Source organism: Pseudomonas sp. WS 5146 (assembly GCF_012985495.1).
GTDB classification, from domain to species: domain Bacteria; phylum Pseudomonadota; class Gammaproteobacteria; order Pseudomonadales; family Pseudomonadaceae; genus Aquipseudomonas; species Aquipseudomonas edaphica.
Window position 1 is genome coordinate 169,134 of record NZ_JAAQWL010000010.1, and the last position, 14,508, is coordinate 183,641.

Consider the following 14,508-nt stretch of genomic DNA (forward strand, 5'->3'; position numbering starts at 1 on the left):
GGTACGCTGATATCAAAGGGCCGTAAACCCGTTTAAAGTCTTGCGTACCTACCAAGCGAAAGATACCGGCTCCTACCCTTGAGGAAAAGGATCAGCCGACACATGCGCTGCCGTAGACCTGTATGTGCTGAGGTCAGATGCCGTCTGAAACTACTCGGGTGATCAGCTCCATGACCTGTTCTGCCTATCGATTATGCTGTGCCCTACCCGCGTTACTGGCTCTGGTCATCAGTACAGCCCAGGCTGCAACGCCCTATCGCCCTGCTTATATTGACGAGCCGTTCCTGTGCCGTGCGCACCCGTTGCCAGCAGTTGTGCAGCATTTGACGGGGGAAGCCTGGAAGCTCGATGCCAAAGGCGGGGCGCAGCCTCTACTGGAAGGGATGAGCATTGATGAGCAAGAAGGCGTGAAGACTTCGACATCGGCTTTCGTCAGCCTGCGCCTGGGTGATGGTTCCAGTGTGGTGCTGCCCTCCAGTTCACAGGTGCGGCTGCACTGGGTGGAAAAACAGGCGATTCCCCAGGTCATTCTGGAACAGGGCCAGGTCGAGACCTATGTGATCAAACGGGCCAGTGACTACGACCGTTTTCAGATCGTGACGCCCGTCGGCGTTCTGGGCGTGCGTGGCACGCACTTTCGCGTGCGCAATGACGGCGAGCAATCCGTGCTGGAGGTGCTGAATGGCCAGGTAGCGGTTAACCGTGCAGCAAGCAACGCCGCAGCCGAAGTGAAGGTGGACGCACGCCAAGGTCTGCTGATCAGACAACAAGGTGAACTCAAGCCCGTGGCGCTTTTGCCCGCGCCTGTATTAATCGGCCAGGACGGCCAAAAAGGTCAGTCGCCAGTCTGGAGCCTGTACCTGCGGCCATTACCCGGTGCACAGCGCTACCGCGCCCAAGTCGCGACCGACTCAGCCTTTATGAACATCAAGCAGGAAAACTTTTCCAGTGAGCCGAAAATGCGCTTCACTGGGCTCAAAGCATCGTTTTACCACGTGCGTTTGTCCGCCTACGACGCGCAGGGCCTGGAGGGAGAAACCGGGGTCTATGACATCTTCTATTACCCACCCGCCACTCAGGTACAGGCCAGCGATGGTTAACCCATGATGCTTTGGCACAAGGCCGAGAAACGCCAGCCCACTCATGCCCAGCGCTTGTTCCACGGCCTGGTGCGCGAGTGGTTGTGGATAGGTTTGCTGTTATTGCCAATGACGGCCTACCTCTCGTTGAGCCCGGGCCTGGCGCTGAACAACCCGCTGTATGACAGCCTCAGGCGCCTGGCGCCGTTGCCGGTAGACCCGCGCATCGTGCTGGTGACCATTGACGATCCTAGCCTGAAAGAGTTGGGCCGCTGGCCCTGGCCGCGCAGTTTGCACGCCGACCTGATCGACCGCCTGAGCGCCGCGCAGCCAGCGGCCATCCTCTTCGATGTGATCTTCAGTGAGCCCGGTGTGCCTGCCAACGACCAACGCCTCGCAGCCGCCGTGTGCAACGCCGGCAACGTGGTACTGCCGTTGCTGCGTGAGGAAGCGGCGAACTACAGCACGCCGGACGCGCAAATGTTGCCGCTGCTCAAGTGTGCTAAAGGTCTCGGGCATATCAATGTTGAAGCCGACAGTGACGGCGTGGTGCGCAGCCTGTTTATGCGTGAAGGCCCACCCGGTGACACCACGCCGCAGTTGGCGTGGGTGGCCTATGCATTGAGCGGCCAGGCCTCTGAGATGCCAGGAGAACCTCAGCAACCGATTAACCCGTCCTGGCACCGGGAGCACGCCATTCGGATCCCGTTCATCGCTGCCGACACCCGCTTTCCTACGGTCTCCTACGCCAGCGTTATACGCGGTGAGGTCGACCCTGAACGGCTGCGGGGTCGGCTTATTCTGGTAGGCGCCACTGCGTCCGGCATGGGCGATCGTTTCGTCACCCCACTCTCCTCGACTGTCGGCACCACGGCGGGTGTTGAGATCCAGGCCAACGTGCTCAACGGCCTGCTGCAAGGGCGCAGCATCGTTGATCTACCCGGCGCGGTGTCGGCCTTGATGGCGACTGCCTGGGTGGCATTGTTACTGGGCCTGTTGTTGTATCGCCCACGCTACGCGCTCTGGATGACCCTGGGCTGCATGGCCACCGCATTGCTCGGCGCGTGGGTGTTGCTGCGCCAGGGCCACTGGTGGTCACCGGCCGCGTGCCTGATTGGTTTGCTGCTCAGCTACCTGATATGGAATTGGCGGCGCCTCAGCGTGATCCTGGCCTACTTCGGCTGGGAGCTTGCGCGGCTGGATAACGAACCCAAAGTACTGCCCGAGCGTCGTCGTGCGCCCGCGAGCAAGGGCGATGTGCTGCAAGCGCGGATCTTTGCCCTGGAACAAGCGGTAAGCCGTACACGCGATACCCGGCGGTTTATGGCCGACGGTCTGGAGTGCCTGCCGGTGGCGACGCTGATTACCGACCCCAAAGGCAGCATCCTGCTGGCCAACCGGATTGCACGTGAGGTGTTCAGTAATGAGTTGGTCAACCAAAACCTCCTCGAACAACTCGGCGACCTGGGTTATCCGCCGCTGCACAATGGCGTGCGCCCTGCTCTCTCAGCGTTGGAACTCGTTGAGTTTCGCGATATCCATCAGCGCAGCCTGCGCATTGAGCTTGCCCCTTTGCTGCCGGCTGAAGGCGACGTCGCCCTCGGCTGGCTGATGAGCCTCACAGACTTGAGCAAAGAGCGCGAAGCGCAGCAGCACCGCGAAACCATGCTGCGCTTCCTGTCCCATGACCTGCGTGCGCCACACTCGGCGATCCTGGCGCTGCTGGATGTGCATGGCGGTGAGTCGCCGGTGTTTGCTCAGATCGAGCAACAGGTCAGGCGCGCGCTGAGCCTGACTGAATCCTTCGTACAACTGGCCAAAGCTGAGGCCGATGGCTACCAGTTTCAGCCCACGCTGTTTGCCATGCTGGTCATGGATGCTTTCGATCAAGTGGCGGTCATTGGCCAACTTAAAGGCATCCACCTGGTTCATGATCTGGACGAAGCCGATGAAGGCATGGTGTACGCCGATCAATCGCTGCTGACCCGAGCGTTGTTCAACGTGCTGGAGAATGCGATCAAGTATTCCCCTTCCGGTACTACCGTCACCTTGAGCCACGGCAGCGCGCAAGGATGGCTGGAATGCCGCATCAGCGATCAAGGACCCGGTATTGCGCCAGAGGATTTGCCCGAGCTATTCAGCCAATACCGACGCTTCGATTCGGCCCAAGGCAGTGAAGGTTTGGGGTTGGGGTTGACCATGGTCAAAGCTGTAGTGGAGCGCCATGGCGGTCGCATTCAGTGTGAAAGCGAGGTGGGTAAGGGTTCGACTTTCAGCCTGCAACTGCCGTTACTCGAGGATTGAAAAACGTACTTTTTCACGGTGCATAAAAAACCGGTCACAAGGACCGGTTTTTTTATGCGGGAAAAACTTATGCACGTTTTTCGCGATTTTATGAGCTTTGGAAATATGTAAGTAAATCAGCTTGTTATGAGGCAAAAACACCATTTCGCCAACAAACCGTACACAGGTTATCCACAGATCACTAAATCGCAGGTGTCTCGACTACAACCGGCTCTGGAGGCAGCGAACCCATGGCCCGTTGCTGCGCTTCATTCCACGCCTGTGCGCGGTCATTGAGTGCGGCGATGGCGCGTGGCCCTTCACCTTCGGCGTACATGGGCTCGCCAATGACCACAGTGATAGTGCCTTCACGCTTGGCCCAACCGGTCTTCGGCCAGAATTTGCCGGCGTTGTGCGCAATCGGCAGCACCGGCAGATGGGCGTTGACCGCCAAAGCAGTACCGCCGCGTGAGAACTTGCCCACGGTGCCAAACGGCACACGCGTACCTTCCGGGAAGATCAGCACCCAAACACCATCCTTGAGCAGCTCGTCACCCTTCTTGGCCACGTGTTTGAGCGCCGCCTTGGGGTTGTCACGGTCGATGGCGATCGGCCGCAGCATGGCCATCGCCCAGCCGAAGAACGGCACGTACAGCAGCTCACGCTTAAGCACCTGGCTCAGAGGCGAGAAGTACGCGGACAGGAAGAACGTTTCCCACGTGCTCTGGTGATTCGACAGAATCACGCAGGGCTGGTCCGGGACGTTTTCAGCGCCCTTGATCTCGAAACGGATGCCCAGGAATACCTTGGTCAGCCACAACGCACAGCGACACCAATAGACGTTGATAAAACGATAACGCGCCTTGAACGGCAGGAACGGCGCGATAAAAAAGCTCAGGGTGCACCACAGAAACGAACTGGTGCCCAGCAGCAGGTAAAAGAAGAAGGTTCTGATGGCCTGCAAAATCGACATGGCAGCATTTACCGTTGCGGGACATGGCCCGCCTGCTAAAAGCACACTCCCGAGCAATCCTTGTTCAGGAAGTCGAGGGCGGCTAGTTGTTAATAAGTTCTGCGGCAACCGCCGCCAGATCGTCAAAAATCAGAGTGCCTACCGGCAGGTTTTTCGCCTGGGTCTTTTCGCCTTTCCCGGTCTTAACCAAAACTGGCTGAGAGTCGACGGCTTTGGCCGCCTCCAGGTCACCGAGGCTGTCCCCGACGAACCATAGCCCAGCTAACGGCACCTTGTAATGTTCTGCAATGGTTTTCAACATGCCAGGCTTGGGTTTGCGGCACTCGCAGCCCTCATCCGGCCCGTGGGGGCAGTACACCACCAGCCCCACCTCACCGCCCTGCTCGGTCACTAACGCGCGCAAACGCGCGTGCATGGCGTCCAGGGTGGCGATGTCGTAATAACCGCGGGCGATGCCGGACTGGTTGGTGGCGATGGCCACCGTCCAGCCGGCTTTGCTCAACTGCGCGATGGCCTCGATCGAGCCGGGCAGTGGAATCCATTCCGCCACCGACTTGATGTAAGCGTCGGAGTCGTAATTGATCACTCCGTCCCGATCGAGAATCAGCAGTTTCAACATGGTCAGCCCAGTACAGAAATGTCAGCGATGTTGATGAACAAGCCGCGCAGGCGTGCCAGCATGGCGTAGCGGTTTTTCCGCACGCCAGCATCTTCGGCATTGATCATCACCGCTTCAAAGAACGCATCCACCGGCTCACGCAAGGTGGCCAGGCGCGCCAGTGCTTCGGCGTAATTGCGTTCGGCGAGCAGCGGCTTCACCGCGTTTTCCGCTTTGGCGATGGCCGAGTTCAGCGAGAACTCCTTGGCATCGGCAAACAGGCCAGGGTCGACTTCGGCATTGCCGAGGTTGTCGGCCTTGCTCAGCAGGTTCGACACACGCTTGTTCACGGCGGCCAGAGCCTCGGCTTCCGGCAGCTTGCGGAAGGCTTGTACGGCCTGTACGCGCTGATCGAAGTCCAACGCCGAGCCCGGTTGCAGGGCACGTACCGACAGGTAGACGGAAACGTCCACGCCTTCGTCTTCATAACGCGCACGCAGGCGGTCGAACACAAACTCCAGCACTTGCTCGGCCAACCCGGCTTGCTTGACCTTGGCGCCAAACTGGCCGACTGCAAACACCACGGCCTGGGTCAGGTCGAGGTCGAGCTTTTTGTCGATCAGGATACGCAGCACGCCCAGGGCCGCACGGCGCAGGGCATACGGGTCTTTGCTGCCGGTAGGCAACATGCCGATACCGAAGATACCGACGAGGGTGTCCAGCTTGTCAGCGATGGCCACGGCCGCACCGGTCAAGGTGCTTGGCAGCTCAGCGCCAGCGCCGCGCGGCATGTACTGCTCGTTCAGAGCCAGGGCCACATCGTCCGGCTCGCCGTCGTTGAGGGCGTAGTAGTAACCGGCAACGCCTTGCATCTCCGGGAACTCGCCGACCATTTCGGTGGCCAGGTCGCACTTGGACAGCAAGCCAGCGCGGGCTGCCCAGGCAGCGTCACCGCCAATGCGTGGGGCAATGTAGGCGGACAGCTTGGAAACGCGCACGGCCTTGTCGTAGACGCTGCCGAGTTTTTCCTGGAACACCACGTTTTGCAGGCGCAGGTTGAAGTCTTCGAGCTTCTGCTTCTTGTCTTGCTTGAAGAAGAACTCGGCGTCAGTCAGGCGCGGGCGCACGACTTTCTCGTTACCGGCGATGATCTGCTGCGGGTCTTTGCTTTCGATGTTGGCCACGGTGATAAAACGCGGCAGCAGCTTACCGTCCACATCCAGCAGGCAGAAATACTTCTGGTTGTCCTGCATGGTGGTGATCAGCGCTTCTTGCGGCACGTCGAGGAAACGCTCCTCGAACGAGCACACCAGCGGCACCGGCCATTCAACCAGCGCGGTCACTTCGTCGAGCAGGCTTGGCGGCACGATGGCGGTGCCTTCCTGCAGGCGGGCCAGCTCTTCGGTGCGCTTGCTGATCAGCTCGCGGCGCTCGTTGGCATCGGCCAGTACGTAAGCGGCACGCAGGTCGGCGGCGTAGTTGGCCGGCGAGGTGATGCGCACGGCTTCTGGATGGTGGAAGCGGTGACCACGGGAATCACGGCCAGCCTTCTGGGCGAGGATCGTGCAGTCGATGACTTGGTCACCGAGCAACATCACCAGCCACTGAGTTGGGCGCACGAACTCTTCCTTGCGAGCACCCCAGCGCATGCGCTTGGGGATAGGCAAGTCGTTCAGCGAGTCTTCAACGATGGTCGGCAACAGGCTTGCCGTTGGCTTGCCGGTGATGACCTGGCTGAAGCGCAGTTTCGGGCCGCTCTGGTCGATCTCGCTCAGCTCGACGCCGCACTTCTTGGCAAAACCAAGGGCGGCTTGAGTCGGATTGCCTTCAGCATCAAAAGCCGCCTGGCGCGGTGGGCCGTCGAGGTTGATGCTGCGGTCCGGTTGCTGGGTTTCCAGCGCGGTCAGCAACACCGCCAGGCGACGTGGCGCGGCGTAGACTTTTTTCGCGGCGAATTTCAGGCCAGCGCTGTGCAGGCCTTTTTCGATACCGGCCAGGAACGCATCGGCCAGGGTGTTCAGTGCCTTGGGTGGCAGCTCTTCGGTGCCCAGTTCAACCAGGAAATCTTGAGCACTCATTGTGCAGCCTCCAGCTTAGCCAACACTTCATCACGCAGGTCCGGGGTTGCCATCGGGAAGCCCAGCTTGGCGCGAGCCAGCAGGTAGGCTTGGGCGACGGAACGCGCCAGGGTGCGTACACGCAGGATGTATTGCTGGCGCGCGGTCACCGAGATGGCACGGCGGGCGTCCAGCAGGTTGAAGGTATGGGAAGCCTTCAACACCATTTCATAGCTCGGCAACGGCAGCGGCTGGTCGAGTTCGATCAGGCGCTTGGCTTCGCTTTCATAGAAGTCGAACAGTTCGAACAGCTTGTCGACGTTGGCGTGTTCGAAGTTGTAAGTGGATTGCTCCACTTCGTTCTGGTGGAACACGTCGCCGTAGGTGACTTTGCCGAACGGGCCGTCAGCCCACACCAGGTCGTAGACCGAATCCACGCCTTGCAGGTACATGGCCAGGCGCTCGAGACCGTAGGTGATCTCGCCGGTCACCGGGTAGCACTCGATGCCGCCGGCTTGCTGGAAGTACGTGAACTGCGTCACTTCCATGCCATTGAGCCAGACTTCCCAGCCCAGGCCCCAGGCGCCCAAAGTTGGCGATTCCCAGTTGTCTTCGACGAAACGGATGTCGTGCACCAGTGGGTCCAGGCCGACATGTTTCAGCGAGCCCAGGTACAGCTCCTGGAAGTTATCCGGGTTCGGCTTCAATACCACCTGGAACTGGTAGTAGTGCTGCAGACGGTTCGGGTTTTCGCCGTAGCGGCCGTCAGTCGGGCGACGACTGGGCTGCACATAAGCGGCGTTCCAGGTTTCCGGGCCGATGGCCCGCAGGAATGTAGCGGTGTGGAAAGTGCCGGCGCCTACTTCCATATCGTAGGGCTGAAGTACCACACAACCTTGCTCGGCCCAGTATTGCTGGAGGGCGAGGATCAAGTCTTGGAAGGTACGCACGGCTGGCGTAGGCTGGCTCACGAAATTCACCTGTTACTTGGGCTGCGATTTAAAGAGCGGGAGTATACCCGATTCGGCCCTGCCACCACTCCCTGGAGCCTTATGCCACGCTGCTTTTGGTGTTCTGAAGATCCGCTGTACATGGCTTATCACGATCAGGAGTGGGGAACGCCGCTGCGCGATGCGCAGGGTTTGTTCGAGTTGCTTTTGCTCGAAGGGTTCCAGGCGGGCCTGTCCTGGATCACCGTTTTACGCAAACGCGAGCATTATCGAAAGGTCTTGTTCGGCTTTGATGCGCAGCGTTTGGCCAGGCTGACCGATGCTGAAATCGAAGCACTGATGCTCGATCCAGGCATCGTGCGTAACCGCCTAAAGCTCAACGCCACCCGCCGCAACGCCGCCGCCTGGCTGGCGCTGGAAGATCCGGTGGGGTTGCTCTGGTCCTTTGTTGGCGGCGTGCCCAAGGTCAATCACTTTACCGATCGCAGCCAAGTCCCGGCGATTACCCCCGAGGCTGAAGCCATGAGTAAAGCGTTGAAAAAAGCCGGTTTCACCTTCGTCGGCCCGACCATCTGCTACGCGTTCATGCAGGCCTCGGGCATGGTCATGGACCACACTCAGGACTGCGACCGTTACGCGGACTTGGCCAACGCCGGTTAGAATGCCCGCTTTGCGCACCACACACGATCAGGAGTGACCTGTGGAAAAGTTTAAAGGCGCCTTGCTGGTAGGCGCTCTTCGGTTGTTTGCCCTGCTGCCCTGGCGCGCTGTCCAGGCCGTCGGCACGGCGATTGGCTGGATCATGTGGAAAACCCCCAACCGCTCCCGCGACACGGTGCGGATCAACCTCTCTAAATGCTTCCCGGACATGGACCCGGCCGCCCGCGAGCGTCTGGTGGGCCAAAGCCTGATGGACATCGGCAAGTCGCTGACCGAAAGCGCTTGCGCCTGGATCTGGCCGGCACAGCGTTCCATCGACCTGGTGCGCGAAGTCGAAGGCCTGGAAGTGCTGCATGAGGCATTGGCCTCAGGCAAAGGCGTGGTTGGCATCACCAGCCACCTGGGCAACTGGGAAGTGTTGAACCACTTCTATTGCAACCAGTGCAAACCGATCATTTTCTACCGCCCGCCCAAGCTCAAGGCGGTGGATGAGTTGCTGCAAAAACAGCGGGTGCAGTTGGGTAACCGCGTGGCGGCGTCCACCAAGGAAGGCATCCTCAGTGTGATCAAGGAAGTGCGCAAAGGTGGTCAGGTGGGTATTCCGGCTGACCCGGAGCCGGCGGAATCTGCGGGCATCTTCGTGCCGTTTTTCGCCACCCAGGCGCTGACCAGCAAGTTTGTGCCGAACATGCTCGCAGGCCACAAGGCTGTTGGCGTGTTCCTGCATGCCCTGAGGCTGCCGGACGGTTCGGGTTACAAAGTGATTCTGGAAGCAGCGCCGGAAGATATGTACAGCACCGACACGGCTACCTCCTGCGCGGCGATGAGCAAGGTGGTGGAGCGTTATGTCGGTGCCTACCCGAGCCAGTACATGTGGAGCATGAAGCGCTTCAAGAAACGCCCGCCGGGTGAAGAGAGCTGGTACTGACCACGTGATCGTTCCCACGCTCCGCGTGGGAACGCCGCCTGTGACGCTCCGCGTCACGGTTTTAAGGGCAGGCGCAGAGCGCCCAGGGCTGCATTCCCACGCAGAGCGTGGGAACGATCATAAACTCGGTTTTTCAGCCATACCGAGGTGATGCTATCGCAGGCAAGCCAGCTCCCACAGGGATCAATTCAGGCCAGGCGATCGAGTTTCTTCAGGAACACCGTCATCTCTTTTTCAGCCTGTTTGTCGCCATGTGCCAGGGCTGCTTCTATGCCCTTTTCCCACGCCAGCCGTGCTGCGGCACTATCACCCAAACCCTGCTGAGCCTTGCCCAACAGCTTCCACGCCGCCGAATACTTCGGGTCGAACTCGACGCATTTCTGCAAATGCTCGGCCGCCTTGGCGTTGTCCTTCAAGTCCAGATAACCCTTGCCCAAGCCAAAGCGCAGCAATGAATTATCCACACCCTTGGCGAGCATTTTTTCCAGGGATTCGAGCATGGCTGTGCGTCCTTTAGCTACATAGCGGTTTCGATATCGTCATCGCGAGCAAGCCCGCTCCCACACTTGGAACGCGATCACAGGTGGGAGCGGGCTTGCCCGCGATGGCGGCGGCAGGCTCACTCAAATTTTTAATCAGAAAAAACTCAGCCCCACGTGAAACAGCTTCTCCACATCGCGAATATGCTTTTTATCCACAAGGAACAGAATCACATGGTCACCCGTAGCGATCATCGTGTCGTCATGGGCGATGATCACCTCTTCGTCACGAATGATCGCGCCGATGGTGGTGCCCGGCGGCAGGCCGATATCGCGGATCGCCTTGCCGATCACTTTGCTCGACTTTGAATCACCATGGGCAATCGCCTCGATGGCTTCCGCCGCGCCCCGGCGCAGGGAGTGCACGCTGACGATATCGCCACGGCGCACGTGGGCCAGCAAGGTGCCGATGGTGGCCAACTGCGGGCTGATGGCGATGTCGATGTCGCCGCCCTGGATCAGGTCGACATAGGCCGGGTTGTTGATGATGGTCATCACCTTCTTCGCCCCCAGCCGCTTGGCCAGCAACGAGGACATGATGTTGGCCTCGTCGTCGTTGGTCAGGGCCAGGAAGATATCGGCGTCGGCGATGTTTTCTTCCATCAGCAGGTCACGGTCCGAGGCGCTGCCTTGCAGGACCACGGTGCTGTCGAGGGTGTCGGACAAATGCCGGCAGCGTGTCGGGTTCATCTCGATGATCTTGACCTGGTAGCGGCTCTCGATGGCCTCGGCCAAGCGCTCGCCGATCTGCCCGCCGCCGGCAATGACGATGCGTTTGTAGCTCTCATCGAGTCGACGCATTTCGCTCATCACTGCACGAATATTCGCTTTGGCAGCGATGAAAAACACTTCGTCGTCCGCTTCGATCACCGTATCGCCCTGGGGCAGGATCGGCCGGTCGCGACGGAAAATCGCCGCCACGCGGGTTTCCACATTCGGCATGTGTTCGCGCAGCTGACGCAGTTGCTGGCCCACCAGCGGACCGCCGTAATAAGCCTTTACCGCCACCAGTTGCGCCTTGCCTTCGGCAAAGTCGATAACCTGCAAGGCGCCGGGAATTTCGATCAGGCGCTTGATGTAATGGGTCACCACCTGTTCGGGGCTGATCAGCACGTCCACCGGAATCGCATCGTTGTCGAACAGACCGGCGCGGGTCAGGTAGGCGGCTTCGCGCACGCGGGCGATCTTGGTGGGCGTATGAAACAGGGTATGGGCGACTTGGCAGGCGACCATGTTGGTCTCGTCACTGTTGGTCACCGCCACCAGCATATCGGCATCGTCGGCACCGGCCTGGCGCAGCACCGTCGGGAATGACGCGCGGCCTTGCACGGTACGGATGTCCAGGCGGTCGCCCAGGTTGCGCAGGCGCTCGCTGTCGGTGTCGACCACGGTGATGTCGTTGGCTTCGCTGGCCAAATGTTCGGCCAGTGTGCCGCCGACCTGCCCTGCACCAAGGATGATGATTTTCATCCGGTCACTCCCTTAAACCCATTAGCCGCGCGCGGCAGCAATCTTGATCAGTTTGGCGTAATAGAAGCCATCGTGTCCGCCTTCCTGCGCGAGCAGTTGGCGGCCATGGGGCTGCTTGATACCGGCCGCCGTGGCGAGGTCCAGCTCCCGCGCGCCACTGGTACGGGCGAGGAAGGCTTGGATCACCTCGGTATTTTCTGTCGGCAGCGTGGAGCACGTGGCGTAGAGCAGGATGCCGCCGACTTCCAGCGTTGGCCACATTGCATCGAGCAGTTCGCCTTGCAGCACGGCCAGGGCGGCGATGTCGTCGGGTTGGCGGGTGAGCTTGATATCCGGGTGACGGCGGATCACGCCAGTGGCGGAACATGGCGCGTCGAGCAGGATGCGCTGGAACGGCTTGCCGTCCCACCACGTGGCGGTGTCGCGGCCGTCGGCGGCGATCAGCTCGGCGCTCAGGCCCAGGCGTGCAAGGTTTTCACGCACGCGCACAAGGCGCTTGGCTTCCAGGTCGACGGCGACTACACCGGCCAGGTCTTTTTCGACTTCCAGAATGTGACACGTCTTACCGCCCGGCGCGCAGCAGGCGTCCAGTACGCGTTGGCCTGGGGCCAGGTCGAGCAGGTCGGCGGCCAATTGTGCGGCTTCGTCCTGCACGCTGATCCAGCCTTCGGCAAAGCCCGGCAGGCTGCGCACGTCGGTGGCCGCTTCCAGCACGATGCCGTCGACGCTGTACACGCACGGCGCGGCGCTGATGCCGGCACCGGTGAGCAATTGCAGGTAGGCGTCACGGCTGTGGTGGCGACGGTTGACCCGCAAAATCATCGGCGGGTGCGCATTGTTGGCGGCGCAAATGGCTTCCCATTGCTCGGGCCAGAAGGCTTTCAGGGATTTTTGCAGCCAGCGCGGGTGCGCTGTGCGCACCACCGGGTCATGTTCCAGCTCGGCCAGCAGCGCTTCGCTTTCACGCTGGGCGCGACGCAGTACGGCATTGAGCAAGGCCTTGGCCCACGGCTTCTTCAGCTTGTCGGCGCAGCCGACGGTTTCACCGATGGCGGCGTGAGCCGGCACGCGGGTGTAGAGCAACTGATAAAGGCCCACCAGCAGCAGCGCCTCTACATCGGCGTCGGCGGCCTTGAACGGCTTTTGCAGCAGCTTGGCCGCCAGGGCCGACAAGCGCGGCTGCCAGCGGGCGGTGCCAAAGGCCAGGTCCTGGGTGAAACCGCGATCACGGTCTTCAACCTTGTCCATTTGTGTAGGCAACGAACTGTTCAGCGAAGCCTTGCCGTTGAGTACGGCAGCGAGCGCCTTGGCGGCGGCCAGACGCGGGTTCATTGAGCGACCGCCCCGAGAACCGTGCCCAAGGCAAATTTCTCACGACGGCTGTTGAACAAGTCGCTGAAATTAAGCGCCTTGCCGCCGGGCAATTGCAGGCGGGTCAGGCACAGCGCCTGTTCACCGCAGGCGACCAACAGGCCGTCCTTGCTGGCGCCGATGATTTCACCCGGAGCACCTTTGCCATCCACTAAGGTGGCGGCCAGCACTTTCAACGCTTCGCCATTGAGGGTGCTGTGGCAGATCGGCCACGGGTTGAAGGCACGCACCAGGCGTTCCAGCTCAACGGCCGGGAGGTTCCAGTCGATACGCGCTTCGTCTTTATTTAGTTTGTGTGCGTAGGTGGCGAGGCTGTCGTCCTGTACTTCGCCTTCCAGCGTGCCGGCCGCCAGGCCAGCGATGGCCTGGATCACGGCGGGCGGGCCAAGTTCGGCCAAGCGGTCGTGCAGGCTGCCGCCCGTGTCTTCAGCCGTGATTGGGGTGGCAACCTTGAGCAGCATCGGGCCGGTATCCAGACCCGCCTCCATGCGCATCACGGTCACACCGCTTTCAAGGTCACCGGCTTCGACGGCGCGCTGGATCGGCGCCGCACCGCGCCAACGCGGCAGCAACGAAGCGTGGCTGTTGATGCAGCCCAGGCGCGGGATATCCAGCACCGCTTGAGGCAGGATCAAACCGTAAGCCACTACCACCAGCAAGTCGGGCTTCAACGCCGCCAGTTCCGCCTGGGCATCGGCGTTGCGCAGGGTTGGCGGTTGCAGCACAGGGATGTTGTGTTCAAGCGCCAACTGCTTGACCGGGCTTGGCATCAGTTTTTGCCCGCGACCGGCCGGGCGATCCGGCTGGGTGTACACCGCCACGATGTCATAAGGGCTGGCAAGCAGCGCCTTGAGGTGTTCGGCAGCGAATTCGGGAGTGCCGGCAAAAACAATGCGCAGTGGCTCGGTCATGGGAGTTCTCGGTTAAAAACAGTCACAAAAGAAAAAGGCTTGCCGCAGCAAGCCTTTGGAAGAAGGGCATCAAGCTTGCTGGCGATGCTTTTTTTCCAGCTTCTTCTTGATCCGGTCGCGTTTAAGCGTGGACAGGTAATCAACAAACAGCTTGCCGTTGAGGTGGTCGCATTCATGCTGAATGCACACTGCCAGCAAGCCTTCGGCGATCAGTTCGTAGGGCTTGCCGTCACGGTCCAGGGCCTTGATCTTCACGCGCAGCGGGCGTTCGACGTTCTCGTAGAACTCCGGCACTGACAGGCAGCCTTCCTGGTATTCGCCCATCTCTTCGGTCAGCGGTTCGAACTCGGGGTTGATAAACACCCGCGGCTCGCTGCGATCTTCCGACAGGTCCATGACCACGACGCGCTGATGCACGTTGACCTGGGTCGCGGCGAGGCCGATGCCCGGGGCTTCATACATTGTTTCAAACATGTCATCGACCAACTGACGAACCTTGTCGTCCACTACGGCCACCGGTTTGGCGATCGTGCGCAGGCGCGAGTCGGGAAATTCGAGGATGTTCAAAATAGCCATAAGCGTAATTGCTGCACATGTGAGGTAGAGGCAAATCGGCGTTGGGATGGACCCAGACCGCCGGTGTGAAAGGTTCGAAAGCCGCTAAGGCTCTGGCATTTCACGCGAACGCA

Annotated in this window: 13 protein-coding genes; 4 read left to right on the forward strand and 9 right to left on the reverse strand. The window is 60.5% G+C overall.

The annotated features are described in order from the left end of the window. Positions 1-170 precede the first annotated feature (170 nt). Positions 171-1,100, forward strand: a complete 930-nt coding sequence (locus tag HBO41_RS23330) for a FecR domain-containing protein (RefSeq protein ID WP_169987921.1) — start codon at positions 171-173, stop codon at positions 1,098-1,100. Positions 1,101-1,103: 3 nt separating this feature from the next. Further along, a complete protein-coding gene (locus HBO41_RS23335) occupies positions 1,104-3,383 on the forward strand; it encodes a CHASE2 domain-containing protein (RefSeq protein ID WP_169987923.1) in 2,280 nt (759 codons plus the stop codon). A gap of 181 nt (positions 3,384-3,564) precedes the next feature. On the opposite strand, the gene HBO41_RS23340 is transcribed toward HBO41_RS23335, so the two are convergent. The 4 genes from HBO41_RS23340 to glyQ all read right to left on the reverse strand — a co-directional run bounded on the left by HBO41_RS23340 (position 3,565) and on the right by glyQ (position 7,961). Next, entirely contained in the window at positions 3,565-4,335 is a 771-nt protein-coding gene (locus HBO41_RS23340) for a 1-acyl-sn-glycerol-3-phosphate acyltransferase (RefSeq protein WP_017135137.1), read from the reverse strand. An 82-nt stretch (positions 4,336-4,417) separates the two neighbouring features. Beyond that, on the reverse strand, positions 4,418-4,954 hold the full coding sequence (gene gmhB, locus HBO41_RS23345; protein ID WP_169987925.1) for a D-glycero-beta-D-manno-heptose 1,7-bisphosphate 7-phosphatase: 537 nt from the start codon (positions 4,952-4,954) through the stop codon (positions 4,418-4,420). A 2-nt stretch (positions 4,955-4,956) separates the two neighbouring features. Then, positions 4,957-7,011, reverse strand: a complete 2,055-nt coding sequence (gene glyS / locus HBO41_RS23350) for a glycine--tRNA ligase subunit beta (protein WP_169987927.1) — start codon at positions 7,009-7,011, stop codon at positions 4,957-4,959. Then, a complete protein-coding gene (gene glyQ / locus HBO41_RS23355) occupies positions 7,008-7,961 on the reverse strand; it encodes a glycine--tRNA ligase subunit alpha (RefSeq protein ID WP_003187265.1) in 954 nt (317 codons plus the stop codon). The genes glyS and glyQ overlap by 4 nt, the downstream gene beginning before the upstream one ends. A gap of 81 nt (positions 7,962-8,042) precedes the next feature. On the opposite strand from glyQ, the gene HBO41_RS23360 reads away from it, so the two are divergent. Beyond that, positions 8,043-8,600, forward strand: a complete 558-nt coding sequence (locus HBO41_RS23360) for a DNA-3-methyladenine glycosylase I (RefSeq protein ID WP_017135140.1) — start codon at positions 8,043-8,045, stop codon at positions 8,598-8,600. A gap of 40 nt (positions 8,601-8,640) precedes the next feature. Continuing rightward, entirely contained in the window at positions 8,641-9,528 is an 888-nt protein-coding gene (locus tag HBO41_RS23365) for a lysophospholipid acyltransferase (protein ID WP_169987929.1), read from the forward strand. A 188-nt stretch (positions 9,529-9,716) separates the two neighbouring features. On the opposite strand, the gene HBO41_RS23370 is transcribed toward HBO41_RS23365, so the two are convergent. The 5 genes from HBO41_RS23370 to def form a co-directional block, all read right to left on the reverse strand. Beyond that, positions 9,717-10,028 carry a hypothetical protein gene (locus HBO41_RS23370; protein WP_017135142.1) on the reverse strand — a complete coding sequence of 104 codons (312 nt, stop codon included), beginning with the start codon at positions 10,026-10,028 and terminating at the stop codon, positions 9,717-9,719. A gap of 135 nt (positions 10,029-10,163) precedes the next feature. Continuing rightward, on the reverse strand, positions 10,164-11,537 hold the full coding sequence (gene trkA / locus HBO41_RS23375; protein WP_017135143.1) for a Trk system potassium transporter TrkA: 1,374 nt from the start codon (positions 11,535-11,537) through the stop codon (positions 10,164-10,166). A gap of 21 nt (positions 11,538-11,558) precedes the next feature. Next, the gene (gene rsmB, locus HBO41_RS23380; protein ID WP_169987931.1) at positions 11,559-12,869 is read right to left on the reverse strand and encodes a 16S rRNA (cytosine(967)-C(5))-methyltransferase RsmB; all 1,311 of its coding nucleotides are present in this window, start codon (positions 12,867-12,869) and stop codon (positions 11,559-11,561) included. Further along, entirely contained in the window at positions 12,866-13,819 is a 954-nt protein-coding gene (gene fmt / locus HBO41_RS23385; RefSeq protein ID WP_017135145.1) for a methionyl-tRNA formyltransferase, read from the reverse strand. The genes rsmB and fmt overlap by 4 nt, the downstream gene beginning before the upstream one ends. 69 nt (positions 13,820-13,888) lie before the next feature. Then, entirely contained in the window at positions 13,889-14,395 is a 507-nt protein-coding gene (def, locus tag HBO41_RS23390) for a peptide deformylase (RefSeq protein ID WP_017135146.1), read from the reverse strand. Positions 14,396-14,508: the final 113 nt, after the last annotated feature.